Below are 25366 nucleotides of genomic sequence, written 5' to 3' on the forward strand. Positions count from 1 at the left end.
CTAATAGTCAGAATATGCCTGTTTATGATGCGGATGTAAGGAATAGGGGAAGGTTAATCCGTATACCACGTAATCTTTTTGACATGAACTTTCCATTTGCTCGAATTTCCATCCATTTCATAATGGGTAAATTCAAAGTTTCCCTTTTCATCCGGATAGATTGTGTCAGGGTAAACGAACACTTCATTCGTTAAGATTTGCTTCCCCTTTTCGGTAACTATTTCATATTCGATAAGAATCGAATGGATTGGAACGGTAGCCGTGCTTTTTACTGCCCCTTTCACGATAAGATTGTTTTGTTTATCTTTGCCTAACTCTACGTTTAATAGTTCTACAGCGTCTGTTTCATTGCGCTTGCTTTCCTCTTCAGCAATCGTCAATGCCTGCTCAATGCGTTCCTGTTGAGCTGTTTCGAAGGCAACTTTTTCCTTATCAATCGTAGTTTTTAAGCTTAATAGTTTTTCCGAACTAGGTGCAAATTTTAATCCGTCTTCCACGATGAGGAGAGCGTCGTTAAACTGTTTCTCGTTTAATAGTTCACTAGCTTTGGAAAACGTATAATCGACAATTTGCTGCCGGATGGATGCGGTAATGTCTTCTGCTTTTGTCCCGATATTTTCTGCTTCCCATAACAGGACTTTCAAATCATCAATACTCGTCTCATCGTTTAACAAATGATTGAGCTGGGCTATTTTAAATTCATGATGTTTCTCTTTAATGTGGTCAATTAATGCACTCACTGCCCGGCCATTATAATTTTTCAGTTCATTCTCGCCTTGTGCAGCAATATCAATGGCATCTTTATACTGCTGTTTTTCAATATGCTTTTCTGCCTGTTCAAGCCTATTGGCAATTTGAAGCGCCTTGTTGGCAAACTCCATTGCGACGGCTGCCTGTTCAAAATTAGGATGATGTTCCAAAGCTTCGGCAAACAAATTCTTTGCTGAGTTGTAATCTCCTTCCAACAGCTTTTCTTCACCATCTATATATAATTCCTTCGCATGGGAAATTTTGCTTTCCAGCCAAAAGTAAGAAATACCGATAATAAATAGGGTGGAGAGAAGTACGGTGAGGGGAAAGAGCCAACCCTTAGGAGAAGGAGTTTTGCTATTGTTCCTTCTATTATTCAAATCGTCGGGCAGCTGCTTTCCACAATGTATACAGTATAATTCTTCTTCCTTGACATAATTTCCGCAATATGGACAATGAAGCATTCGGTTTCCCCCTGCAAGCTGAATTTAACAAACGTATATGTAAATATTTTAACATAATTTCACTTTATTTAGGTGGCTATTATGGTATATGATAGAGAGGGAAGATTATCCATTACATGTCTTCATAGTTAGAGCTTTTCATTTGCATCGGATTGAAAGCAGATGGACTAACTGTTTCTACAACAGGAAAGGAGTGCAATGAAATGGAAATTCTTTTTGGTGTCCTTTGTTTTTTAATTCTTGCCTTTAATATTGGCTCATGCATTGTTGATAATGAAAAATAACAAACGGCCAATGGCACATTCACATTAAAAAAGCTGTCTCCATTCATGGGACAGCTTTTTTCTTACATATGCCAGGAATTTTATTTTGTAAATTCCCATTCACTAAAAGGAAAAATGATTAATTCTGATTTCCCGATTATTTCTTCTTTCGCAATTAAACCGAGACCGTTACGGCTGTCTTTGCTAATTCCTCGATTGTCACCCATAACAAAATACTGATTATCAGGAATTACAATCGGGCCGTAATTCCCTGTTTGCTGAATGGCGTCCAGAGACAGAAAGGATTGGATGTGTTTTTTGCCGTTGATGAACAGTTCACCGTCAATAATTTCAATCGTTTCACCGGGGAGTCCTATAATGCGTTTTACGTAGTTTTTTACCGGTTTTTCGATAATGACAATATCACCCCGTTCCGGCTCGCCGAATATATAAACAAATTTATTAAAAACAACCCTTTCCCCGTGTTCCAAAGTGGGTTCCATGCTTTCTCCTTCCACAATAGAAGTAGCAAATAAAAAAGATCGTATAAAGATGGCAATAATTAAAGCAATGACAATTGCTTTTCCCCACTCTATCCATTCATTATTGCTTTTTGTCACTGAAGACATTCCTTCCGATTTGGTATCCATGTTTATAGTAGCATAGTGTTAATGAGATGACGAATTTTTCTTTCCTTCCGATTTTTCTTGAGGAAAAGGCAGAAAAGAAAAATAATAGATAAAATTTGCTATCATTTCTATTTTTGTGTTAAATTATACAGGAACTGTTTTGAATACCACCAATCCAACAAAGGAGGCAATGAATTGTCTAATGAATGCACTCGAAAATTTATTAATCAAAATAGAGGACCTGCGAAACAAGATGACAAAAACGGCTTCAAAAAAAGGATTGACGGATTCTGAATCCTTGGCATTAAGTCAAGAATTAGACCGGTTATTAAATAAGTACGAACAGCTAAAAAAGGAAAAAAAATAAGCGCTTATATCGGAAGTTTCTAATCTGTTAAATTTCCCTCTGTTTGTGCTTGGAACACCTCCTATTTCTTCCTCTCGCAAAAATTTGAGTCTGCAAAATGCGCTGACCAATTGCAATCCTGTTCCCAATGATTGCTCCTCTTGAGATGCACTTCGTATACAATTGTCAAATTTCCCGGATTTTGATTGTGGCGAAGAAGGGGGTTTAGCCAATTGGAGCTAAAATATTTCTGCATCCATCCCAATTATTCATTCCTCCAGCTGCAAAGTTTAACAAAATGTTCAAACAATTAAAATTCATATGACGAAATATGGCGTATAATGTACATAGAAGAATAAATGGGGAGTGCAGGAAAATGAGACCAAGAATGTTAAGTTTTGAACAATTAGTAAGACAAAATAAACAAGAATTAATGCGAGACGAAGATACAATTCGGAAGATTGAATTAAGGCTGGAAAACAAATTGCAAAAATATGCTGAAGAAAAAGAAGAACAGGCGGTACGATATTGAAGACAAAAAGTGTCCAAATGGAAGGACACTTTTTTATTAGAGAAAATTAAGCTGATTTCGGAAGCCTTTTTTTTCTGTTTTCCTGGTTCTGGATAAGAAATACGGCACTAATGATGAAGACCATTCCGATAAGCTGAATGAAAGTGAAGCTTTCCTGAAAGACGAAGACCCCGATTACCGTTGCCACTACCGGTTCAATCGTTGATAATATGGAAGCCTTCGAAGCTTCGGTTTTCTCAAGACCGTAGGTATAAATAATGTATGCGAGTGCGGTTGGCAATAAACCAAGGCCGAAACTAAAAAGGAGGACTTCCGGCTGCCAGAAGAGATAGGCTTTTTCTTTAAAAGGGAAAAAGGGCGTGAGTGAAATGGCAGCAATAATAAATGTAAAAGTTGTGATTTGCATGCTTGAATAGGTTCTTAAGGCAATTTTGCTAAAAATGCTGTACAGTGCATAGCCAAGTCCGGAGCCAAGGCCAATAAAAATGCTTATCCATGGCAATGAATCCAAATCACCAGGAAATAGTCCGACGACGAGACAAGTACCGATGAATGTAATCGTTAAGGCAAAAAGTTTATTTTTCGTAACCGGCTCCTGAAAAAGAAAATAAGAAAATATGGTTACGAAAGCCGGTGCGGTATACAATAGCGCTGTGGCAACCGGAATAGTGGAAATTTCTATCGATTTAAAAAGACAAAAATTAAAAAAGATAATGCTGAAAATACCTGTGCCTATAAATAACCGGAGATCTTTCCATCGATAGATTCGCAAACTCTTCCGCGAACGGATAAATAAAAAAGCTGTAAGTATGAATGCGCTTATCCATGCCCGAAAGGTTACTACCTCCATTGGAGTCATTCCGAATTCGTATAAGTTCCTCACATACCAGCCAATCGTTCCCCAAAGTGCTGCTCCTGCAATGATACACAAAAACGCCCGGTTCAATCTGTATCTCCTACCTTTCGAAGCAATTATACCAAATTTTCGAAAATTAAAAAGCAAAAAACGGTATAAGAAAAATGTAATTCGGCTAATATGGTAAAAAAGGAGGGGGACTGGCAGCATGGGATTATTATTATTTCAGTTTCCTTATATTGCGCTTTTCGGAACCGAAGTGCGATATGAATATGCACTTATAGTGACCATTGCAACACTTGTCAGTTATTTTATCGTTTCATCCTTCGTAAAATGGCTAATATCCTTGCAGTCTGAGCGGCTAATAAGTTATTTGTTTTCAAGTTTCATTATAATGTTAGCCCTATTCAGCATCCCGGCTTTTTTCGATGTTCAGCCGGGAAAAGTAATGCCATTGTTTATCTTGACTTTGCAAATTTTGGCATTGTATGGAATGGTGTTGGTTCTCTTTAATAGCCTTCGCCATCTCTACTATTATTTCAAAAAATAATTTTAAATAAAGAAAAGAAGCTTTTAAAAAAGCTTCTTTCTTTCGTATTTAAACGTATTTCTTCGCGACCAGTTCATTTTTCCTAATGAGGAAGGGGTGTAATAGGATGATGAAAAAGATCTCCGATTCCCAGGTGGTTTGTGGTCGTTTTTCCAATTCATATATTTATAAATGATTCGCTTTGCCTGAGATAAGGACATTTTCGTTTGGGGATTCCGGTAATTTTGATCCAATTCACCTAAATGTTCCAGTTGTTTGAAGTCTTCTTTTGTTGGGGGAATGTGAAAGTAATATTCATCCACCTGCACAAGTAAAGTAGAATGTTGATTGCTGAATTTTGGATGATCGGAAAAATGCAGACCTATTTTTTTTGCCCGATTTTCTTTTAATAGTTTATGAATTGTTTCCTTTTTAATATAGTATAAATGCTGTGGTTCAGGAGCGGTTTTCGCATGTCGGTTAACCGTATATAACGCCTGTGCTAATTCTTTTAGCGGAGTGTCTGAATCCATCATGCTCCTCCTTTCGATAAATCGGCTGCTTCTATTGCTAAAGTTTACACTTTTAAATTATGGATGGTGATTGACATATTTTGGTTTCATTCATTATCGTACCGTAAAGCCTGTCCAAGTTCAAGAAAAATCATAATGCCGCTGGATGGACAAACTTATAAGAAAAAAGAAGTTCCAATCCCTGTCCGAATTGGAACTCTTTCTTATTGTTACTGTACTTTTTTCAGATCCGAAATAATCGATTTCATATTATCAGAGATTGTACCGTTATAAGACTTAATTACTTCACCTTCAGGACTGACTAAGAAAAAGGAGGTGCCATGGGTCACTTGGTTTGTCCCTTCAGGCGGTTCTGCGAGTATACTTTTGAATGTTTTAATGGAAAGTTCTTTAATCGTATCAAAATCATAGCCCGTCAGAAAATTCCAGTTGGAAAAATCTGCCTTGTAGCTTTCACCGTATGCTTTCAATATTTCCGGGGTATCAAAATCCGGATCAACGCTGAAGGAGACTAATTGGGCGTCGATTCCTTCCTCTTTCATCATTTCTTGCAATTTTGCCATATTAGCTGTCATTGGCAGACAGACGTCAGTACAATTCGTAAAGATAAAATCGGCAATCCACCATTCTCCTTCTAAATCTTTTAAGCCAAAACTTTCCCCTTCCTGATTCACAAATTCAAACTCCGGCACTTCTTCGGACATCGTCGTTTCGATCGGATACCCGCCGCATGCAGAAAGAATGATACTTAAGCCGATGAGCAGGAATAGTTGTCTCATGTGAATGCTCCTTTTTACGTATATTGTTTCCAATTTAAGTATAACATTACAGCGGAGATTTGCCAGAAAAGGAGACAGGGTATGTTGTGAAAACTTTATGACAAATGTTCCTCGATGTGAAGGGCTGCAAAAATAGAGCTTTTCCAAAACATTTAAAGGAAAAGCTCTCATGTCCAGTTAGGAATAGTAGTTATAAGAATAGGTCGGATAAGGATAATACGGATAAACCGGAGGGTACGTATAAGGATAATATGGATACGGCTGAAACGCATTATATAGAAGCGGACCCAAAACTAATCCAGTTAAAAATGGCACGACCGGAAATACCCGCTGATTATCTCCGAAATAAGAGGGATAAATCGGATATTGCTCGTTCATATCAAAACTCTCTCCTCTTCACATTAATTTATTCTACATTGTATGCGATTCGTTTTTGAATAGAGCCTGGACATTTACCGTGAAGATTTAAGCTGATATACATGAATTTCCGGCTGACAGAACAGCCGGTATGGAAGTCTTGTTGTTCCAATGCCGCTGTTTACAAATAACGTAAAGTTTGGGTTGAGGACAAATTTGCCCCGAACGTATTTTTCTGCCATCAGCGGAGTATATACATGACCGATAAAAGGAAGGCGAATTTGCCCGCCGTGACTATGGCCAGACAGCTGGACATCGACAGTATAATGTACAGCTTTGTCGGCAAGATCCGGCTCATGGGCAAGCAAAATGGTAAAATCATTTTCACTTACAGAACGAAGGGTATGCTCAAAATCTGGTTTCCCAAGCATTCCGTCATCAATTCCTGCAAGAATTAATTTTTCCCGTTCCCTTTGAATGACAGTATGACTGTTTTGTAAAAGGACAAAACCGGAATTATCCATGCATTGGCGGATAATTTCTGTTCCGTAGCCGCCATGGTCATGGTTGCCATAAATCCAATATTTCCCATCCTTCGCCGTCAGCATCGACAATGCTTCCTGCAATCGGCCATAGTCATGGAACTTGTTTGGATTATCGACGAGATCTCCGGTAAATACAATCATATCAGGTTCTTGGGCATTGATGAGATGAATCAATTCATGCAGCTGGTCAATGGAATAGTGGAAGCCGACATGGGTATCGGAAAATTGGATAATCGTGTAATTGTCAAATTGCCGGGCAATTTTATCAGAAAAAATTTTTTCTTTCCGGATTTCAATTAGTGATGGTTCAATTTCCCGCGCATATAAATATCCTCCGCTCCCGATGCCGAGAAGTACAAACAAACTGGTTAATCCTTTTTTTAGGAAGGAACGTCGATTCATCTATGTCAAACCTCTCTCCGGTATCTTTTTTTGTTGAAAAATGGAATCTTTATTGGCGAAATATGCACCCGTGTATAGAATTTTCATCTTCAAGACATATTTTACGAATGGATAAGACATGATGGAGTTTAAATCTGCTTGCAGCCTTGAAATATGTATTTGCCGATGAGATATAAGAACTATATGGGATTGTATTCATTAGTGATACTGAGCAACTTTCGTTTGCTCTAATAACATCCTAACATGTTCAGCTTCCGCGGAATAATAATATATATGTTTTTTTGACTTTTTTTCACGGGAAGCTAACCGTTTTGATCGGGAAATCAAATGTTATGATTTAAACCGATTTCATGATAAACTTAAATTAAAGAAAACGTGTGTGTTATAAAGTTCTTTTAAAGGGGAGTAATACGATGAGCATGATTCAAGAAAATAAGCAGCTCACAGAGATTTCTGTAGGTGAGCTGATGATTCCCTCTGAAAAAGTTGCCCATGTACAAGTGAACAACCCGTTAGAGCATGCTTTATTAGTGCTGGTGAAATCCGGATACTCCGCAGTTCCGGTATTGGACGCTTCGTATAAATTAACTGGAATAATCGGAAAAACGATGATCTTAAATAACATACTAGGTTTGGAAAGAATCGAAACCGAAAAACTATCCGAATTGAAAGTGGAAGAAGTAATGAAGCGGGACATTCCTACGTTAACGAAGGATGATAATGTTTTAGATGGTTTAAATGCGGTAATTAATAATACCTTCGTCTGTGTAGTCGACCCGGATGGCTATTTTGACGGAATTTTAACCCGCAGAGCCATTTTAAAGCTATTAAAAAAGGAAATATATACTTCGAAATGGTTCAAAAAATAAAGCCGATATTTTCTTTTCTTTTCCTCACTTACTATTCTCATTGGATGATACATCATCTTCAAAGTTAAGTCGTGATTCCCATTTGTTTATTTGCATATATTATTTGCTAATGGTGAAACTACATATGTAACAACATATGTAGAGGAGGATTAGCAAATTGGCTCGAATTGGGGTAGAAGAATCGCTGACCCACGTAAAACAGGTATTAATAGAAATGGGTCATGAAGTCGTTGATTTACGGTCGGAAAGTGATGCAGCAGGGTGTGACTGTTGCATTGTTACGGGTATGGATGAAAATGTAATGGGAATTCAAGATGCGAGCATAGGCGGTCCGGTTATTAATGCACACGGATATAGTGCAGAGGCGATTTGTCAAATGGTCGATGAAAAATTAAGCTAGAACAGAAACAAAGACTTCTTCAGCTGAAGAAGTCTTTTTCCTTTCGGGAGAGCACGGTTTGCAAAATTATAAGAAGTTTTGTTCCCTATTTTTAAATATATTCATATATAGATTGTAGAAAAATTTTTAGGGGGATAAAGGATGCGCTTACGAGATCCATTGCCAAATTTAGAAAAGGCGGTAAATTTTTTAAACGAAAAACCGGTTAATCCAATATCAACACCATCACTCGTTTATTTTTGGTCCATCAGTTGTGGGGACTGTAAACGGCGAATGCCGGAAATCGAACGAATAAGAGAGGAGTTTCACGGACGATTACAGCTGATTTCGATTCATATGCCGCTGAGCAAAGCCGACGAAAACGTGGAAGAAATCGAAAGGCTTTCCAGAAAGTACAAAATTCAAGAACCGATTATCATTGACAATGATTACTATTTTTCAACCATCTTTGGCACAAAATTTGTTCCCAGTTTTTACCTGTTTGATGGAAAGGGAAGACTGAGACATTTCCAGGCGACAAAGGGATTAAGGCCCTTAATGCATCGAATTAAAAAATTGGTGCTTGAAGCAGAAACGGCAGATTAAAAAATGGATATTGCTCCGGCAAAAGTTATGCTAATATGAGAGTGACAATTTCGTAATTGCTGGAGGAAATTCAATGAAAAAGGAATTTGCAGTTATCGGTTTAGGAAGGTTTGGCGGCAGTATTTGCCGGGAATTAAGCGGAGAAGGCATGGCGGTTTTAGCCATCGATAAAGATGAGGATAAAGTGAATCAATTTAAAAATATTGCAACTTACTCCGTTATCCTCGATTCTACTGATGAGGATGCGTTAAGAGAAATTGGCATTTCCAATTTTGAACATGTTATCGTCGCGATTGGTGAAAATATTCAGGCGAGCATTTTAACAACGGTTATATTAAAAGAACTGGGAGTGTCAAGAGTAACCGTTAAGGCGCAAAATGATTATCATGAAAAAATTTTAAGGAAAATTGGGGCAGATCAAGTTGTTCATCCGGAGCGGGATATGGGAAGGAGGCTTGCGCACAATTTTATTTCCAGCAACATATTAGACTATTTGGAGCTTTCCGATGACCATAGCATTGCCGAAGTGAAAGCAGGCAGGAAAATGGCCGGAAAAACGTTGGCTGATTTGGATATTCGCGCAAAATACGGCTGTACGGTAGTAGCGATTAAACAAGGAAGGGAGATTATCGTATCGCCATCAGCGGATGAGTCATTGCAGGAAGAGGATATTTTAATCGTCATTGGAGCAGACAAAGATTTGTCCCGGTTTGAGAAAAACCTGGTTATCGAAGAATAATGAACAGAAAAAGGGCCCCGTAAAAAATAGGGCCCTTTGCTTTTATACTTCCATAATAATTGGCAATACCATCGGTCTCCGTTTTGTCTTCTCATAAAGAAACGGTGCAATTGTATCAGTAATTTCATTTTTAATTTCGGACCATTGATTCGTTTTCCGTTCCATTACTTTCTCCAAATGGCTGGAAACGAGCTTTTGCGCTTCATTGATCAGATCTTCCGATTCCCTCATATAGACAAATCCTCGGGAAATAATATCAGGTCCTGCCGCAATTTTATAATCTTTCATGTTGATGCTCACAACAACGATGACGAGTCCTTCTTCGGATAAAATTCTCCGGTCGCGAAGTACGATATTGCCGATATCCCCAATACCGCTTCCATCAACGTAAATAGAACCAGATGGAATTTTTCCGGCAATTTCAGCGGTATCTTTGCCTAAAGCTAATACATCGCCATTATCCATAATAAAACAGTTTTCTCTTTCAACACCGCATAATTCAGCCAATTTTGCATGTTCGATAAGCATGCGGTATTCCCCGTGAATTGGCATAAAATATTTTGGTTTCATCAGTCGGAGCATCAGTTTTTGCTCTTCCTGGCTTCCGTGGCCTGATGTATGAATATTGTTTAACTTGCCATGAATAACTTCGGCGCCGGCCCGGTATAATTTGTTAATCGTTCTCGATACGCTCACCGTATTTCCAGGGATTGGAGAGGAGGAAAATACGACTGTATCACCAGGAATCAGCTGAATTTGGCGATGGGTGCCATTTGCAATCCGTGACAAGGCAGCCATCGTTTCTCCTTGGGAACCGGTGCATAAAATGGCGACTTCATTTGCCGGCAATCGATTAATTTGATTACCGTCAATAAATGTATCTTTTGGCACCTGTATATACCCAAGTTCCTGGCCTAAATTAATCGCAGATTCCATACTGCGGCCGAACACTGCTACTTTTCGGTTATGTTTTACAGCTGCTTCGACCATTTGTTTTAAACGGTAAATATTGGAGGCAAAGGTAGCGAAAATTAGTCTGCCGCTAATTCGGTTAAAAATATCATTTATGCTTTCACCAACAACTCTCTCGGACATGGTAAATCCGGGCACTTCACTATTTGTACTGTCTGATAATAGGCACAATACTCCTTCTTTTCCGATTTCCGCCATTTTCGTCAAGTTTGCCGGCTCACCTACCGGCGTAAAATCAAATTTAAAATCACCGGTATGAACGATATTGCCTGGCGGTGTTTTCACAACAATCCCGTAAGCATCAGGAATGCTGTGGGTAGTCCGGAAAAAAGTAACAGAGGTTTTACGGAATTTAATAACATCATCTTCCTGTATTACATTTAACTTTGCATTTCTGAGCAATCCATGTTCTTCCAATTTGTTACGAATCAGTCCGATTGCGAGTTTTCCAGCATAAATTGGCACATTAATTTCCCGCAGCAAATATGGAATACCGCCAATATGGTCCTCGTGTCCATGGGTAATAAACAGACCTTTAATTTTATCCTGATTTTGGACGAGGAACGTATAATCAGGAATGACATAGTCAATTCCTAACAGTTCGTCTTCAGGAAATTTAATTCCAGCATCGATGATGATAATCTCATCTTGAAATTGAACAGCGTACATATTTTTTCCGATTTCATCCAATCCACCTAAAGCGAAGACAGCAGTCTGATCATTTTTTACAAATTTCATCGTTACGCATTCTCCAATTTAAAATGATCTGATTGTTTTTCGTAATTTAGGTGGGCTTCGTTCAATGGCTGGATATATTCAATATTGTGCTGGAAATTTCTTTCTCTTAAAATTTGCCGTACTTCTCTTACTGATTGTGCTTCTATATATATACTTTTCGTTCGTTCACGAATAGGCATTTCACCATCTAATTCCTGATATAATACCTTAAAAATCATACAAATCTCTCCTATCTTCCATTACCGATGATGAACAACAGTAATTTTATCAGGAGCGATGTGTTATTTTCCGTTTCTTTCTCTGTATATACGTGCCTATATCCTTTGATTGGTTTGCTTACTGGTAGTCTTGTTCAAATGTTGTCGGTACACGTCCTTCTTTACCTAATAATTCCTTCCAACGTTTCTTTAGCTTTTCTTTTAACCGTTTTAACATGATGTTCACGACTCCTTTCAATAGATTAAGAAAAGCTTTAAAAACATCTACCGTTCCAATCCCTCTTATCTATAGTATAGTATGTTTTGGAAAATATGGAAACAAAAAAAGCAAATCGAGCGGTTAAAATAGGCATTGATATGCATATTTTGAACAGAAATACCGGATTTATTCATTGGAGCAGCGGGCATTGCGGCAAAAAAAATACCCATTGAAATAAATTTATTCAATGGGTATCGCACCTTCCGGAACTTTATAAGGGTGCTTTTCATCAATGTGGTCGTAGAACATAATCCCGTTTAAATGGTCGATTTCATGCTGAAAGACAATGGCTGGGTAGCCTTTAAGACGCAATTTCAGTTCCTTTCCATCCATATCTGTCGCTTTCACCGTAATCCGTGCATGGCGGACAACGAATCCTTCGACAGGGCGGTCGACAGATAGACACCCTTCCCCGCCGGCTAAATAGGACTTTTCCACCGAATGGCTGACAATTTTGGGATTGACGAGGCCGTAACTGTATAATTTGCCAGATGTGTCTTCAAAGTGAACAGCGATTAATCTTTTTTCGATCCCTAACTGGGGTGCCGCCAATCCGACTCCGGCCCGGAGCTGATATTTTTGCGCCATTTCTTCGTCCTGGCTGTTTTTTAGAAACTCAAGCATGTCATTTAACAATTTTTTCTCTTCTTCTCCAATAGGCAAGGGAACTTCTTTTGCTTGCCTTCTTAAGGAAGGATGCCCTTCCCGGACAATATCTTTCATTGTAATCATCGTCCATACTCCTTTATTGTTGATCTTGTGTGATAAAAATATTTTAACATAAATACTCTATGACTATCATATAATTGCTAATAGATATGATAGACAAGCCCTATTTTTTGTATGTTTTATGCTATACTGTAAAACATAAAAATATCGTAATGTTGGGGAGGATTGGGAGTGTTAACGCGTAATTTTCTTTTATTTCATATGATGTTATTCAGCCTCCTTTTGCTATTAGCCGGATGTGCTGGACAAAACGCATCCGAGAAAATTTACACCCATTTGGAGGAAGCGGTTCAATTGGAAGAGGACTTTGAGCAGCAGCAAGAAGCAATTACTGATCTGGAGCGGGAAGAGCAACAAATTTATAGTGAGATTATTGAACTTGGAATGGACGAGTTTGATAAAATCGTCAATTTATCGGACCAAGCGATTGAAATTATTGAAGAAAGGAGAAAATTGATTGATAAGGAGAAGGAGAGCATAAAAAAATCCGAGGAAACGTTTCTGCAAATCGAACCATTATTAAACGATTTAAAGGAAGAAAAGCTGCAGCAAAAAGGCGAAACGATGTTTCACGTCATGCAGGACCGTTACGCTTCCTATGATGAACTGCATGATGCGTATTTAGCTTCATTGGAGCTGGAAAAGGAATTATATGAAATGCTGAAGGACGAAGACTTGGAGCAGGAAACATTAACCGAGCAAATTAACAAAATAAATGACAGCTATAAACAAGTACTAGAAATTAATGACGAATTTAATGAACTGACGATTGAATACAATAACTTAAAAAAGGAATTTTATGAATTGGCGGAGTTGGATGTTTCCCTTGAAAACGATTAGGACGGGTATCCTTAAGGATGCCCCTCTTTTTATTTCGGAAACATCGGAATAATCTTTTCATTATTAGGTTATGCTACAGTCCGAAATCCAAATCGGCACCGAATGGAATGAACTGTGATAACACAGATACAAAAACTTATATAACAGAGTAGTACAGCTTGATGGCAACGGTATATGATTTTATTACTTTTCCATATATAACTGTACAAATTTATTGACCTTTATAGTTGAATGAGCTATATTGTAATTGGTTCTATTGTATCAGTTTTTCTTTTAATATTTTTATAACAGTTTTACACTTTATTTTAGGATATTAAAGAAAACGGATACAAAAGAAATATTAAAGTACAGTTTTTTCTGTTTTGGGAAAGGCTAGAAATGATATTAAAATTTGCGAGAGAAAGGAAGAGGTGAACGATGTTGAAACACGTTCTAGAAACTGTTGAAAATCAGTTTGAAATGCTCCAGATTCTTAATGAAGAAGGAAAAATTGTCAATGAAGACCTAGTTCCTGACTTATCGGATGATGAGTTGAAGGAACTAATGCGGAGAATGGTCTACACCCGTATTTTAGACCAGCGTTCCATTGCGTTAAACCGTCAAGGACGACTAGGATTCTATGCGCCGACTGCCGGACAGGAAGCATCCCAGCTTGCTAGTCATTTTGCGCTGGAAAAAGAAGACTTCCTGCTGCCAGGGTATCGGGACGTTCCGCAATTAATTTGGCATGGCTTGCCGCTATATCAAGCCTTCCTGTTTTCTAAAGGTCATTTCCATGGAAACCAAATTCCTGAAGATATGAACGCGCTGCCGCCGCAAATTATTATCGGCGCCCAATATATCCAAACGGCCGGAGTAGCCTTAGGAATGAAAAAACGCGGCAAAAAGGCTGTTGCAGTAACATACACAGGCGATGGCGGTACTTCCCAAGGGGACTTCTATGAAGGAATTAACTTTGCCGGGGTCTATAAAGCTCCTGCTATCTTCATTGTTCAAAATAACGGCTTTGCTATCTCTGTTCCGCGGGAACTGCAAACAAACGCGAAAACATTGGCACAAAAAGCAGTAGCAGCGGGAATTGAAGGTATCCAAGTAGACGGTATGGACGTGTTTGCTGTATATGCTGCGACAAAACATGCCAGGGAACGTGCAATTAATGGAGAAGGGCCAACACTTATTGAAACAATTACGTATCGTTATGGTCCGCATACAATGTCTGGTGATGATCCTACCCGTTATCGTTCGGAAGAACTGGATAACGAATGGGCGAAAAAAGATCCACTTATCCGTTTCCGCAAATACTTAGAAAGCAAGAACTTGTGGTCGGAAGAAGAAGAAAATAAAGTGATTGAAGAAGCAAAAGAGGATATTAAGAATGCCATCAAACAGGCTGAGAAATATCCAAAACAGAAAGTAACTGACTTGATTGCAAATATGTTCGAAGAGCTTCCATCCCATCTCGCTGAACAAATGGAAGAATATAAAGCAAAGGAGTCGAAGTAAACTATGGCACAAATGACTATGATTCAAGCAATTACTGATGCGATGCGCAATGAATTAAAAAAAGACGAAAATGTGCTTATTTTTGGGGAAGACGTTGGTAAAAACGGCGGGGTTTTCCGGGCGACAGACGGCTTACAGGCTGAATTCGGGGAAGACCGGGTATTCGATACTCCGCTTGCTGAATCAGGTATCGGCGGTTTAGCCATCGGACTTGCATTAGAAGGCTTCCGTCCAGTACCGGAAATTCAATTCTTCGGCTTCCTTTTCGAAGTAATGGATTCTGTTGCCGGACAAATGTCCAGAATGCGTTACCGTACAGGCGGACGCTGGAATATGCCGATTACTGTCAGATCTCCATTTGGCGGCGGTGTACATACACCTGAGCTGCATGCGGATTCATTAGAAGGGTTAGTTGCCCAAACGCCAGGATTAAAGGTAGTTATTCCATCCACTCCATATGAGGCGAAGGGGTTATTAATCTCTGCAATCCGCGACAACGATCCGGTAATTTTCCTTGAACATATGAAACTTTATCGCTCTTTCCGCGAAGAAGTTCCTGAAGAAGAATACACGATTGAGATTGGAAAAGCAGATGTGAAACGGGAAGGAACAGACGTAACACTTATCGCTTATGGCGCTATGGTACATTCTTCCTTAAAGGCAGCAGAAGAGCTGGAAAAAGATGGCATTTCCGCAGAAGTAATCGACTTGCGCACTGTATCCCCGATTGATATCGATACAATTATCGAATCGGTGAAGAAAACGAATCGTGCAGTTGTTGTGCAAGAAGCGCAAAAACAAGCAGGTATTGCGGCAAACGTTGTTACTGAAATCCAAGAGCGGGCTATTCTCCATTTGGAAGCACCAGTGCTTCGTGTCGCGGCACCAGATACGGTTTATGCATTTTCCGATGCAGAAGAAGTATGGCTTCCGAATCATAAGGACATCGTAGAAAAAGTACACGCAGTGTTGAATTTTTAATTTGAGGAGGTACTCATTCATGGCATTTGAATTTAAGTTTCCCGACATTGGTGAAGGGATTGCCGAAGGTGAAATTGTTAAATGGTTTTTTAAAGAAGGCGACGAAGTAAAAGAAGACGACGTGCTCTGTGAAGTACAAAATGATAAGGCTGTAGTAGAAATTCCTTCGCCAGTGGAAGGTACGGTAAAAGCAATCCACGTTGGCGAAGGAGAAGTAGCCAGAGTCGGCGATGTGTTTATTACCATCGATGCAGAAGGGTATGAAAGCGAGCCGGCAGCTGAGGAAAAGACGGAAGCTCCTTCTGAAGCTCAAGCTGAAAAACCGGCTGAAGCAAAAGCGCCATCCGATGCAAAAGCAGACGGCAAACGGGTGATCGCCATGCCTTCCGTCCGGAAATATGCAAGAGACAATAATGTAAATATCCATGAAGTAACTGGCACCGGCAAAAATGGCCGAGTATTAAAAGAAGATATTGACCGATTCTTGGCAGGAGGAGAAACAGCTCCTGTTGCGGCTGAAACAACTTCGGTTCCAGAGGAAAAAGCAGCACCAGCTCCTGCTGAACCAGTCGTTCTTAGCGGAGACTTCCCTGAAACCCGTGAGAAGATGTCGCCAATCCGGAAAGCAATTGCAAAAGCAATGGTAAATTCCAAGTCGAAGGCACCGCATGTTACTCTGATGGATGAAGTGGACGTGACAGCACTTGTTGCCCATCGCAAGAAATTTAAGCAGGTCGCGCTGGACCAAGGCATTAAACTTACGTATTTGCCGTATGTTGTAAAAGCACTTGTTTCGGCGTTAAAACGATACCCGATCCTAAATGCATCCATCGATGAGGATACAGATGAAATTATCCAAAAACATTATTACAACATCGGAATTGCTGCCGATACGGATAAGGGATTGCTCGTACCTGTAGTGAAACATGCTGATCGCAAATCGATTTTCGCCATATCGAAAGAAATTAATGAATTGGCAGAAAAAGCTAGAAATGGTAAACTAACACCAGATGAGATGAAAGGCGCTTCAAGTACGATTTCCAATATCGGTTCTGCAGGCGGTCAATGGTTTACACCAGTAATCAACTATCCAGAAGTTGCTATTCTAGGCATTGGCCGAATTGCTGAAAAACCGATTGTCCGGGATGGGGAAATTGTTATCGCTCCAGTACTTGCAGTTTCCTTGAGCTTTGACCACCGCATCGTTGACGGCGCGACAGCTCAAAATGCCTTAAATCAAATCAAACGGTTGTTAAATGATCCACAATTAATCATGATGGAGGCGTAGGTAATGGTAGTAGGAGATTTTCCAATTGAAGTGGATACTCTCGTCATCGGAGCAGGTCCAGGGGGATATGTAGCTGCAATCCGTGCTGCCCAGCTGGGACAAAAGGTTACCATAGTTGAAAAAGGTTCCCTTGGAGGAGTATGTTTAAACGTGGGCTGTATCCCTTCAAAAGCATTAATCGAAGCAGGGCATACCGTACAACATGCCCGCGGCAATGAAGAACTGGGGATTACTTCTTCTGATGTCAAGGTAGATTTCTCCAAAGTTCAAGAATGGAAGGGAAACGTTGTTAAAAAGCTTACTTCTGGTGTAGAAGGGCTGTTAAAAGGAAATAAAGTTGATATTGTCAAAGGGGAAGCATATTTTGTAGACAGCCATACAGTTAAAGTAATGGATGAAAAAAGCTCCCAAACATATAAGTTCAACAATTGTATTATCGCAACCGGGTCAAGACCGATTGAAATCCCTGCATTCAAATTCTCAGATCGTGTCTTGGATTCCACTGGCGCCCTTAACTTAAAGGAAATTCCGAAAAAGTTAGTTGTCATCGGTGCTGGATATGTCGGAAGCGAATTAGGAACCGCTTATGCAAATTTTGGCACGGAAGTAACGTTCCTTGAAGGTGCGAAAGATGTGCTTGGCGGATTTGAAAAGCAAATGACCCAATTGTTTAAAAAACGGGTTAAGAAAAAAGGCGCAACCATTATTACCGAAGCAATGGCGAAAAGCGTTGAAGAAACAGAAAACGGCGTGAAAGTTACGTATGAAGCAAAAGGTAAAGAAGAAACAATCGAAGCAGATTACGTATTAGTTACCGTTGGCCGCAGACCGAATACCGACGAACTCGGGCTGGAGCAAGTTGGCATTGAAATGGACGAAAGAGGCATAATCCAAGTAGATAAACAATGCCGTACGAATATTCCAAACATCTATGCTATTGGTGATATTGTACCAGGTGCTCCGCTTGCCCATAAAGCTTCCTATGAAGGAAAAGTGGCTGCGGAAGCAATCAGCGGCAAAAAATCGGAAGTGGATTATATCGGTATGCCGGCAGTTGCCTTCGTTGAGCCGGAGCTTGCTATGGTCGGCTTAACAGAACAACAAGCAAAAGAACAAGGCTACAACGTAAAAGTAGGCAAATTCCCATTTGCTGCCAATGGACGTGCCTTGTCACTCAACGAAACGGATGGCTTCCTAAAACTTGTCACCCGGAAAGAAGACGGGTTAATTTTAGGAGGACAAATCGCAGGACCAAACGCAAGCGACATGATTTCCGAAATCGGGTTAGCAGTAGAAGCCGGAATGACTGTAGAAGATTTAGCATTAACGATTCACGCCCACCCAACATTGGGAGAAATTACGATGGAAGCAGCCGAAGTTGCATTAGGATCTCCAATTCATATACTATAATGGTCATTAAGGGTGATTCGCTTAGAATCACCCTTTATTATGCAAAAAAATAAAGAAAAAAGGATTCAGTTAAATTGGGTAAAGAAAAAAAGAAAATGTATTTTCTGCTTATTGCAGGAATTTTATTTGTATCCTTTAATTTGCGGCCGGGCATTACTTCAGTTGGTCCGGTAATCGGCATGATTCGCGATGATATAGGCTTATCCAATTGGAGTGCCGGCATATTAACGAGTTTGCCGTTAATTGCCTTTGCTCTTATTTCGCCAGTCGCACCTCAGCTTGGAAAAAGGATTTCGAATGAAAGGGCCTTATGTTTAGGGCTTGCCATTCTCGCCTTTGGCATCGGAATCCGCTCTCTATTTTCACCTTTCCTCTTTTTAGGCACTTGGTTTGTAGGAGCAGGAATAGCTATTTGCAATGTGCTATTGCCAGGCGTCGTTAAAGAGCAGTTTCCGGAGAAAGTAGCTTTGCTGACCGGCCTTTATTCGGTCGCCATGGGAATTTTTGCCTCCGTCGCACCTGGGTTAAGTATTCCGATAGCTGAGAAGCTGAATCTCGGCTGGGAAAATGCATTGCTCCTTTGGGCAGTTCCCGCAGTCATCGGAACATTTCTTTGGCTTTACATTAGTAAAAATACAAGGAATCAGGAGGATGTTAACATTCGGGTGCAAAAGAAAAAGCGTCCCAAATATGGCGCTCTCTCTTAGCATGGCAGCTAGCCTTTTTTATGGGGCTGCAGTCATTTTTATTTTATGTCACCATTTCCTGGCTTCCGGAAATGATGACAGCGAAAGGAATAGACATCGAAACGGCCGGGTGGATGCTGTCTGTTACCCAATTGGTCGGCTTGCCCTTTGGTTTTCTTGCACCCGTACTGGCCGGACGCTTCAAATCCCAATGGTTTCTTGTTATCATGTTAGGCGGTTTTGCCCTCTTCGGTTATGTTGGATTATTCATTGGAACAGCTAGTTTTGCTGCTCTATTTGTCTATTCTGTTTTTATCGGCATGGCATTAGGAGGGATTTTTCCGTTGTGCTTGGCTTTTATTGCCTTACGGGCTAGAACAGCAGGACAAGTTGCCCAACTGTCGGGAATGGTTCAATCGATCGGCTATTTGTTGGCTGCAATCGGCCCGATGTTCATCGGTTATTTGCATGATATATCCGGAACATGGTCAATCCCATTAATTGCTATTATTATTGTAACTATTTTCGTCATTATTTTTGGCGTCCTTTCCGCCCGGGACCGTTACGTTGCTTAAACTTTTTTGCCTTCAATAAAGCATAATCAAGTGCTCCGATGCAGATCCCGGGAAGGAGCCATGCCAGAAAATCCTCAAATAATTCATTTCCATATCTTCTCTTTAGTTCCGTAACACTTTGATTCCCGTAAAATGTAGATTCATAACCTGTTATTCCAACGCTTTAGCATGTATTTTGCATAAATATTATTCTCTGAGGCAACATATAACTCTTTTTGGATAAAAGTGACATACTAATTAGTTGTTGACAGTCTTAATGTGTTACATTATAATAAAATTAAGCTTAACAAAAGGAGATGGCAAAATGGGTATAATCGTTTGTCAAGATTGTGATAAAGTAATAGAAACATATGAAGATGAAAAAGTTACTACGTTGTATGGAACATGCCCAGAATGCAATGATTGTGAATAATAGATAATGCTGTCCTCGTTATGAAGCGAGGACAGTTTTTATTTGCTTATAAAATATGGACTGTTTGTAACTGCGAAATTATTTTGATACTATCGAATAAAAGGCAAAGGGGGATGAAAGAATGAAATGGAACACTAGGGTAACAGAATTACTGTCGATTCAATATCCGATCATTCAAGGAGGATTAGCATATCTTGCCTATTCAGAATTGGCTGCTGCGGTATCAAATGCTGGCGGTTTAGGCCAGATTACGGCCATGAGCTTAAAAACTCCGGAAGATTTACGGGACGAAATACATAAAGTAAGAAAACTGACAAATAACCCTTTTGGCGTTAACTTTGCCATCGGGCAGCATGGAAGGCCTTATGAACATATGCTTGAGGTAGCAATTGAAGAAAAAGTTCCAGTTATTTCTATTACAGGCGGAAATCCAAAGGGGATTTTAGATAAAGTCCGGGGAACTGGAATAAAAACGCTCGTCTTAGTAGCAGCAAAACGGCAGGCAAAAAAGGCCGAGTCACTTGGTGCCGATGCGGTAATGGTTGTCGGACAGGAAGGGGGAGGACACCTTGGACGGAGCGATTTAGGCACCTTTGTTCTAACACCAGAAGTAGTTGATCATGTTTCCATCCCTGTAATTGCTTCAGGAGGAATAGTGGACGGCCGTTCCTTTTTGGCCGCATTGAGTTTAGGGGCAGAAGGTATTGAGATGGGGACGCGGTTTATTGCAACGAAAGAGTGTGTTCATGCCCATCCCCAGTACAAAAAGGATATATTAGCAGCGGACGAAAACAGCACTGTAGTCATAAAACGGTCCATCGGAGCTCCAGCACGTGCATTAAAAAATGCTTGGACTGAAAAAATATTAAAAATTGAAGAAGAAAACGGAGGCTACGAAGCGCTAAAAGATTATATTAGCGGGGAAGCGAATAAACGTTATATTCATCACGGCGAAATGGATAACGGTTTTGGCTGGGCAGGTCAATCTGCCATCCGAATACACGATATTCCAACGGTAGAACAACTGATTCATTCAATACTTTCTGAAGCGGAGGAGATTGTAAGCAAGTGGAGATAGCTGTCTCCGCTTTTTTTATTTATGAAGAGCTAAAAGGAGATGATGCATGAAAGGCTTGATAACTAGTAAGAAGGAATGAAGCAAAAAACAGTGAAAGTATCGTTTTATTAATCCCTTTTGAACCATTGTCACAGATGACGAACCAATTTAGCAGACGGTCATAAAATATATAAAATACTTGGCATATCCAGGTGTGAGGAGGTGAAACATTGAAATTTGTCATTGAGTCGATGAATAAGGAGAAAGAAAGAAAAAAGCTGCCGGTTATTAAGATGGAAATCGACTATGAACTGCTTACATTACATGATGCGATGAAAGCAGGAGATAAAGTCCAGATTATCAAATCAAAAGAACGGTTAAAAGTGTTGAGGGAACAATTAATGAAATTAATGGATACATCCTAAAGGGAATCTGTATATTCATTCACGAAAATGACGTCATCCCTTCTTTTTGTTACAATGAGTACAATTAGTTGTAGTGGAGGCGTCATAATGAAAAAAATACAACGAGATCAGCTATACGATCAGGCAAAAGCTTGGGTGCTGGAAGCAGGAAAAAATATTCGGGAAAAAATGACAGGCACTTTCGAAATTGCTTCCAAGTCAAATCCGAATGATTTGGTGACGGAAATTGATAAAAATACAGAGGAATTTTTCGTACAGAGGATTAAGGAAACCTTTCCGAACCATGGCATCATCGGGGAAGAAGGCTATGGGGATAAGTTGACATCATTGGACGGTATCGTGTGGATTATTGATCCGATTGACGGAACGATGAATTTTGTCCATCAAAAACGGAATTTCGCCATTTCCGTCGGAATATATAAGGACGGCGTTGGAGAAATCGGCATAATATATGATGTTATGGCAAATAATTTGTACCATGCGAAACGTTCTGAAGGGGCATATAAAAATGCCCGGAAGCTGGCACCGCTGAAAATGAATCCGATTTTTTCGGAAGCGATTATCGGTATGAATCATTTCTGGCTTTGCGAAAATCGGCATGTAGATGAAAAAGTAATGCAGCAATTTGTCCGCACAATCCGAGGAGCAAGAACTTACGGCTCTGCAGCATTGGAATTTGCCTTTCTTGCCGAGGGAATTATCGATGGCTATATATCGATGAAACTGTCACCATGGGATATTGCCGCTGGCAAAGTCATTGCCGAGGAAGTGGGAGGATTGGTGACGACCATCGATGGCGAGGAGCTGACTATGCTCGATAAAAGCACTGTGCTCGCTTGTAATCGGCAATTACATCATGATATTGCTTCATTTATAAAAAAGGGAAGAAAGTGACAAATTGTCACTTTCTTTTTCTCTTTAGCCAGAATCCTGAGCCCATAAAGCCAAATCCAAGCAAGAGAAACAGAACGAGGAGCCATACATTTCCCATAGAAAGGGCAATACCAACTCCGGAAAACATCCCAATTACTAAAATTGCCAAAATGAGCATCATTATGTCCAAATTTTTCATAGTAACACCTCAGTTTTTTTCTATTTACTATATTGTTCATTGTTAAACTAGCAAGATGTTAAAACTTCTTGTATGATAAGAATTGGAACAAGAGCTAATGGGGGAGACGCATGGAAAAATTACATCTCGTTTTTGACTTCGTTGTCGAAGTAAACGGCATTGAAAATATTTTTTGGATTTTTTATGTAATGAATTTTATCCTATCGATTATTGCTTATGAACTAGGTTTTGCAAAGAAATTGCCGCTTTTTAAAAAGCTGATTGTTTATATACTGATGTTCATCGGTGTATATATCATTACAATATTCAGTACCGTCATGCGCATGCCTACCGTTGAGGTACTGATTGTTACGATTATAGTTCTGGCTATATATCGGACAAGGCTTTATTATCAGCGAAAGGCAAAAGATTAAAGTTTTCCTATTAGGTGGTCAACTTCTCTCGTGACCACCTTTTATTATTGGAAAGACTTAGAATAATTCATCGTTATCCTTTTTTTCCTGATATAATCGAAATTTTCCGGTAGCATGCCTTTTTTGTGTATTCGTACCTATTCGTTCATAGCATGATTTGCATAAATACATATATATACGCCGGTTGCGCAGGCGCTTTGCATGCAATGAATCATCTGGCAGTGTATCGATACGGTCACATATCGTACATTTTACTTGCATATTTTCACCCCAAAACGAATTCAATTTTACCCGGGACTTTTGGCTTTTAAAAATATTGCAGCCATACCATTTTATTATACAAGGTAGAGGGGAAAATGTCTGTTAATGTTGCTATTGTTTTGGCAGAGTAAGAAAAAAACTAACAAGCAGGTTTTCACTCCGCTTGTTAGTTTTACAAGTTTATCTGTTTAAATTTTCATTGGACTGCTCCTCTTCAATATCTTCCAGCTCTTTTTCCTTATTTTCCGGCATGATTTGTTTGTTTTGATCTGGTTCTTGAGGAGGATTTTCATTTAGAGGGAACTCAGGCATAAATCGCCCTACGATTTCTGCAATTTCTTCGATAACCCCTTGAACCGGATGGCCTTGCTGAATTTTGTATCCCATATCACGCAATCTTTCCATTACATCACCATCGGCAATGACGACCGCCGTTTTGCCGTAAGGATCATGATACAGAGCTTCCAATACGCTATATTTGATCGTGCCAACTCGAGATCTATCTAAATCTTTATCAACATCGATTCCAACTACCGTATACGGACCAGCAACAATGGCTGCTGCATCGTTTACTTCCGGAACACTGGAAGCTACATTCGCCAAATGAGCGGCAATTTCTGAGTTTGTCAAGTCTAATTTTTCAGTCGGCTCGGAATCTTTAACATTTACAATCGGCTGATCTTGATTGTTCGTTCTTTCTTGCTCAAGGGCCTGATCATCTTCCTGGCTGCATCCTGCCAGGAAAGCAAAAAAGAAAATGGCGATGAGATGAAGATGAAATTTCATGTTTCATTCCTCCTTATTTCATGTGCTTATTTTGAGTATTAAAGGGAAAAATATACAAAAAAGGTTGATTGTCTGCTGACAATCAACCTAAGAAATGCAATTATACAATCATTATTTTATTTATATTTTTTATCGGTTCATCTTTATTCGAACCGTCACCATAGTAAAAATGAACAGGGCCGTCTTCTCTTAACGGTTTTCCGTCTTTGGCAAACAGCAGATACCCTTCCTTTAAGGCTTTCAGGGTGATTTTTGTTTTATGTTCATCCTTCGTTAATAGGTAGGCGGCAGCAGCATCTTCCGTTATTTCTGCATTTTGGATAAAGTCTTTAAGCGGCATCACGTAGGAATTTTTAAGAACGTCTTTATTGAGGTTTTTCTCTACATTATCATTAATGTTCGGGTATTTCTGCTGATACACTTCCCGGTTCCATCGTTCCATCGCTTTTTCCGCTTCTGATTTTTCCTGCTGTTTTTCTGCCTTTTTTTCCTTGAAAGCTTCGTCTAATGGAACTTTCCTGCTGTCAAATATCCATACTGTTGGATCTAACGTAATAGAGTATTTCACTTTCCCGACAATCGTCACAATCATTATGTATCCCTCCAGTTGATCCTCTAAAAAATAGCAGTTAAGTATATGTTTGTTAGGCATATAATAACTGGAAATAGAAAAAAATTCTCCAATACTTTAATCGTAATATAGTCTGTTCATAAAAGAAAGAACTTCTTTAATTTATTTGCATTTTTCAAGTGTAAAGGATAATATAATATAAAGAAAGTCTTTTAGCGGAGGGGATAGATTTGATGCCTGAGGTGACTGTAAATCATCGTGAAAAAGCCCACGCTCTTCTTAAGGCTGATGCGGATAAAATTTTGCGACTTATTGAAGTTCAAATAGAAAATTTAACGATGCCCCAATGTCCTGTTTATGAGGATGTTTTGGATACACAAATGTTCGGACTTTCTCGGGAGATAGATTTTGCCGTTCGCTTAGATCTTATAAGTGAAGAAGAAGGAAAAGCATTGATGGAAAACCTGGAAAAGAAGCTGAATATTTTACACGAAGCTTCCCAAAACTCTTTATAAAGTGACGGGATATTATCACTTGCGATGAAAGAAAAACTTTGCCGATCCATGTCAAAATGGCAAGGTTTTTTTGTTTA

General features: G+C 39.5%; 34 protein-coding genes. 20 read left to right on the forward strand and 14 right to left on the reverse strand.

The window, feature by feature from the left end; translation table 11 throughout:
• Positions 1 to 53: 53 nt before the first annotated feature.
• Both IEV18_RS04285 and lepB read right to left on the reverse strand, forming a co-directional pair.
• Positions 54 to 1214 carry a zinc ribbon domain-containing protein gene (locus tag IEV18_RS04285; protein WP_188391145.1) on the reverse strand — a complete coding sequence of 387 codons (1161 nt, stop codon included), beginning with the start codon at positions 1212 to 1214 and terminating at the stop codon, positions 54 to 56.
• 364 nt (positions 1215 to 1578) lie between these two features.
• On the reverse strand, positions 1579 to 2106 hold the full coding sequence (gene lepB / locus IEV18_RS04290) for a signal peptidase I (protein ID WP_188391146.1): 528 nt from the start codon (positions 2104 to 2106) through the stop codon (positions 1579 to 1581).
• A 202-nt stretch (positions 2107 to 2308) separates the two neighbouring features.
• Between lepB and IEV18_RS04295 the strand changes: the two genes are divergently transcribed.
• Both IEV18_RS04295 and IEV18_RS04300 read left to right on the forward strand, forming a co-directional pair.
• On the forward strand, positions 2309 to 2473 hold the full coding sequence (locus IEV18_RS04295) for an aspartyl-phosphate phosphatase Spo0E family protein (protein ID WP_188391147.1): 165 nt from the start codon (positions 2309 to 2311) through the stop codon (positions 2471 to 2473).
• A 355-nt stretch (positions 2474 to 2828) separates the two neighbouring features.
• Positions 2829 to 2984, forward strand: a complete 156-nt coding sequence (locus tag IEV18_RS04300; RefSeq protein ID WP_188391148.1) for an FbpB family small basic protein — start codon at positions 2829 to 2831, stop codon at positions 2982 to 2984.
• A gap of 46 nt (positions 2985 to 3030) precedes the next feature.
• Here IEV18_RS04300 and IEV18_RS04305 read toward each other — a convergent pair whose 3' ends face one another.
• Positions 3031 to 3930: a DMT family transporter gene (locus IEV18_RS04305; protein ID WP_188391149.1), complete on the reverse strand. Its 900-nt coding sequence runs from the start codon at positions 3928 to 3930 to the stop codon at positions 3031 to 3033.
• A gap of 118 nt (positions 3931 to 4048) precedes the next feature.
• Here IEV18_RS04305 and IEV18_RS04310 point away from each other — a divergent pair, with 118 nt between their 5' ends.
• On the forward strand, positions 4049 to 4390 hold the full coding sequence (locus tag IEV18_RS04310) for a hypothetical protein (RefSeq protein WP_188391150.1): 342 nt from the start codon (positions 4049 to 4051) through the stop codon (positions 4388 to 4390).
• Positions 4391 to 4413: 23 nt separating this feature from the next.
• Here IEV18_RS04310 and IEV18_RS04315 read toward each other — a convergent pair whose 3' ends face one another.
• The 4 genes from IEV18_RS04315 to IEV18_RS04330 all read right to left on the reverse strand — a co-directional run bounded on the left by IEV18_RS04315 (position 4414) and on the right by IEV18_RS04330 (position 6985).
• Positions 4414 to 4902: a YkyB family protein gene (locus IEV18_RS04315; RefSeq protein WP_188391151.1), complete on the reverse strand. Its 489-nt coding sequence runs from the start codon at positions 4900 to 4902 to the stop codon at positions 4414 to 4416.
• A 209-nt stretch (positions 4903 to 5111) separates the two neighbouring features.
• On the reverse strand, positions 5112 to 5681 hold the full coding sequence (locus IEV18_RS04320; protein ID WP_188391152.1) for an SCO family protein: 570 nt from the start codon (positions 5679 to 5681) through the stop codon (positions 5112 to 5114).
• Between the two features lie 177 nt (positions 5682 to 5858).
• Positions 5859 to 6059: a hypothetical protein gene (locus IEV18_RS04325; protein ID WP_188391153.1), complete on the reverse strand. Its 201-nt coding sequence runs from the start codon at positions 6057 to 6059 to the stop codon at positions 5859 to 5861.
• A 74-nt stretch (positions 6060 to 6133) separates the two neighbouring features.
• Positions 6134 to 6985: a metallophosphoesterase gene (locus tag IEV18_RS04330; RefSeq protein WP_188391154.1), complete on the reverse strand. Its 852-nt coding sequence runs from the start codon at positions 6983 to 6985 to the stop codon at positions 6134 to 6136.
• A gap of 413 nt (positions 6986 to 7398) precedes the next feature.
• On the opposite strand from IEV18_RS04330, the gene cbpB reads away from it, so the two are divergent.
• The 4 genes from cbpB to IEV18_RS04350 all read left to right on the forward strand — a co-directional run bounded on the left by cbpB (position 7399) and on the right by IEV18_RS04350 (position 9578).
• Positions 7399 to 7854: a cyclic-di-AMP-binding protein CbpB gene (gene cbpB, locus IEV18_RS04335; RefSeq protein WP_188391155.1), complete on the forward strand. Its 456-nt coding sequence runs from the start codon at positions 7399 to 7401 to the stop codon at positions 7852 to 7854.
• Positions 7855 to 8011: 157 nt separating this feature from the next.
• Complete coding sequence (locus IEV18_RS04340) at positions 8012 to 8254, forward strand: YkuS family protein (RefSeq protein WP_188391156.1); 243 nt, start codon at positions 8012 to 8014, stop codon at positions 8252 to 8254.
• Between the two features lie 141 nt (positions 8255 to 8395).
• Positions 8396 to 8839 (forward strand): TlpA family protein disulfide reductase, encoded by a 444-nt coding sequence (locus IEV18_RS04345; protein ID WP_188391157.1) that lies wholly within the window; start codon positions 8396 to 8398, stop codon positions 8837 to 8839.
• Between the two features lie 73 nt (positions 8840 to 8912).
• Positions 8913 to 9578 (forward strand): potassium channel family protein, encoded by a 666-nt coding sequence (locus IEV18_RS04350; RefSeq protein WP_188391158.1) that lies wholly within the window; start codon positions 8913 to 8915, stop codon positions 9576 to 9578.
• 42 nt (positions 9579 to 9620) lie between these two features.
• Here the strand turns inward: IEV18_RS04350 and rnjA are convergent, their stop codons facing one another.
• The 3 genes from rnjA to def all read right to left on the reverse strand — a co-directional run bounded on the left by rnjA (position 9621) and on the right by def (position 12497).
• The gene (rnjA, locus tag IEV18_RS04355; protein WP_188391159.1) at positions 9621 to 11288 is read right to left on the reverse strand and encodes a ribonuclease J1; all 1668 of its coding nucleotides are present in this window, start codon (positions 11286 to 11288) and stop codon (positions 9621 to 9623) included.
• Positions 11289 to 11290: 2 nt separating this feature from the next.
• Positions 11291 to 11506 carry a DNA-dependent RNA polymerase subunit epsilon gene (locus IEV18_RS04360; protein WP_188391160.1) on the reverse strand — a complete coding sequence of 72 codons (216 nt, stop codon included), beginning with the start codon at positions 11504 to 11506 and terminating at the stop codon, positions 11291 to 11293.
• 439 nt (positions 11507 to 11945) lie between these two features.
• Positions 11946 to 12497, reverse strand: coding sequence for a peptide deformylase (def, locus tag IEV18_RS04365; RefSeq protein WP_188391161.1), 552 nt, complete (start codon positions 12495 to 12497; stop codon positions 11946 to 11948).
• A gap of 168 nt (positions 12498 to 12665) precedes the next feature.
• On the opposite strand from def, the gene IEV18_RS04370 reads away from it, so the two are divergent.
• The 11 genes from IEV18_RS04370 to IEV18_RS04415 all read left to right on the forward strand — a co-directional run bounded on the left by IEV18_RS04370 (position 12666) and on the right by IEV18_RS04415 (position 22565).
• The gene (locus tag IEV18_RS04370; protein WP_229733547.1) at positions 12666 to 13334 is read left to right on the forward strand and encodes a YkyA family protein; all 669 of its coding nucleotides are present in this window, start codon (positions 12666 to 12668) and stop codon (positions 13332 to 13334) included.
• A gap of 417 nt (positions 13335 to 13751) precedes the next feature.
• A complete protein-coding gene (gene pdhA, locus IEV18_RS04375) occupies positions 13752 to 14837 on the forward strand; it encodes a pyruvate dehydrogenase (acetyl-transferring) E1 component subunit alpha (RefSeq protein ID WP_188391162.1) in 1086 nt (361 codons plus the stop codon).
• A gap of 3 nt (positions 14838 to 14840) precedes the next feature.
• Positions 14841 to 15818: an alpha-ketoacid dehydrogenase subunit beta gene (locus tag IEV18_RS04380; protein WP_188391163.1), complete on the forward strand. Its 978-nt coding sequence runs from the start codon at positions 14841 to 14843 to the stop codon at positions 15816 to 15818.
• A 19-nt stretch (positions 15819 to 15837) separates the two neighbouring features.
• Positions 15838 to 17106: a dihydrolipoamide acetyltransferase family protein gene (locus IEV18_RS04385; protein ID WP_188391164.1), complete on the forward strand. Its 1269-nt coding sequence runs from the start codon at positions 15838 to 15840 to the stop codon at positions 17104 to 17106.
• Positions 17107 to 17109: 3 nt separating this feature from the next.
• Positions 17110 to 18516 carry a dihydrolipoyl dehydrogenase gene (gene lpdA / locus IEV18_RS04390; protein WP_188391165.1) on the forward strand — a complete coding sequence of 469 codons (1407 nt, stop codon included), beginning with the start codon at positions 17110 to 17112 and terminating at the stop codon, positions 18514 to 18516.
• Positions 18517 to 18590: 74 nt separating this feature from the next.
• Positions 18591 to 19223 (forward strand): MFS transporter, encoded by a 633-nt coding sequence (locus tag IEV18_RS17205; RefSeq protein WP_229733548.1) that lies wholly within the window; start codon positions 18591 to 18593, stop codon positions 19221 to 19223.
• 20 nt (positions 19224 to 19243) lie between these two features.
• Complete coding sequence (locus IEV18_RS17210; RefSeq protein ID WP_229733549.1) at positions 19244 to 19777, forward strand: MFS transporter; 534 nt, start codon at positions 19244 to 19246, stop codon at positions 19775 to 19777.
• 304 nt (positions 19778 to 20081) lie between these two features.
• A complete protein-coding gene (locus IEV18_RS04400) occupies positions 20082 to 20189 on the forward strand; it encodes a GapA-binding peptide SR1P (RefSeq protein WP_188391166.1) in 108 nt (35 codons plus the stop codon).
• A 121-nt stretch (positions 20190 to 20310) separates the two neighbouring features.
• A complete protein-coding gene (locus IEV18_RS04405; RefSeq protein ID WP_188391167.1) occupies positions 20311 to 21267 on the forward strand; it encodes an NAD(P)H-dependent flavin oxidoreductase in 957 nt (318 codons plus the stop codon).
• 209 nt (positions 21268 to 21476) lie between these two features.
• Positions 21477 to 21671 (forward strand): YkzI domain-containing protein, encoded by a 195-nt coding sequence (locus IEV18_RS04410; RefSeq protein ID WP_188391168.1) that lies wholly within the window; start codon positions 21477 to 21479, stop codon positions 21669 to 21671.
• Positions 21672 to 21758: 87 nt separating this feature from the next.
• Complete coding sequence (locus IEV18_RS04415; RefSeq protein WP_188391169.1) at positions 21759 to 22565, forward strand: inositol monophosphatase family protein; 807 nt, start codon at positions 21759 to 21761, stop codon at positions 22563 to 22565.
• Between the two features lie 7 nt (positions 22566 to 22572).
• Here the strand turns inward: IEV18_RS04415 and IEV18_RS04420 are convergent, their stop codons facing one another.
• Positions 22573 to 22743 carry a DUF5325 family protein gene (locus IEV18_RS04420; protein ID WP_188391170.1) on the reverse strand — a complete coding sequence of 57 codons (171 nt, stop codon included), beginning with the start codon at positions 22741 to 22743 and terminating at the stop codon, positions 22573 to 22575.
• Positions 22744 to 22853: 110 nt separating this feature from the next.
• Between IEV18_RS04420 and IEV18_RS04425 the strand changes: the two genes are divergently transcribed.
• Positions 22854 to 23156 carry a YlaH-like family protein gene (locus IEV18_RS04425; protein WP_188391171.1) on the forward strand — a complete coding sequence of 101 codons (303 nt, stop codon included), beginning with the start codon at positions 22854 to 22856 and terminating at the stop codon, positions 23154 to 23156.
• A gap of 57 nt (positions 23157 to 23213) precedes the next feature.
• Here IEV18_RS04425 and IEV18_RS04430 read toward each other — a convergent pair whose 3' ends face one another.
• The 3 genes from IEV18_RS04430 to IEV18_RS04440 all read right to left on the reverse strand — a co-directional run bounded on the left by IEV18_RS04430 (position 23214) and on the right by IEV18_RS04440 (position 24795).
• On the reverse strand, positions 23214 to 23417 hold the full coding sequence (locus tag IEV18_RS04430; RefSeq protein ID WP_188391172.1) for a YlaI family protein: 204 nt from the start codon (positions 23415 to 23417) through the stop codon (positions 23214 to 23216).
• A gap of 180 nt (positions 23418 to 23597) precedes the next feature.
• On the reverse strand, positions 23598 to 24203 hold the full coding sequence (locus IEV18_RS04435) for a YhcN/YlaJ family sporulation lipoprotein (protein ID WP_188391173.1): 606 nt from the start codon (positions 24201 to 24203) through the stop codon (positions 23598 to 23600).
• A 100-nt stretch (positions 24204 to 24303) separates the two neighbouring features.
• Entirely contained in the window at positions 24304 to 24795 is a 492-nt protein-coding gene (locus tag IEV18_RS04440) for a hypothetical protein (protein WP_188391174.1), read from the reverse strand.
• Between the two features lie 212 nt (positions 24796 to 25007).
• Here IEV18_RS04440 and IEV18_RS04445 point away from each other — a divergent pair, with 212 nt between their 5' ends.
• Entirely contained in the window at positions 25008 to 25289 is a 282-nt protein-coding gene (locus IEV18_RS04445; protein WP_188391175.1) for an Fpa/YlaN family protein, read from the forward strand.
• Positions 25290 to 25366: the final 77 nt, after the last annotated feature.

It is taken from the genome of Compostibacillus humi (assembly GCF_014637175.1).
GTDB classification, from domain to species: Bacteria; Bacillota; Bacilli; order Bacillales; family Amphibacillaceae; genus Oceanobacillus; species Oceanobacillus humi.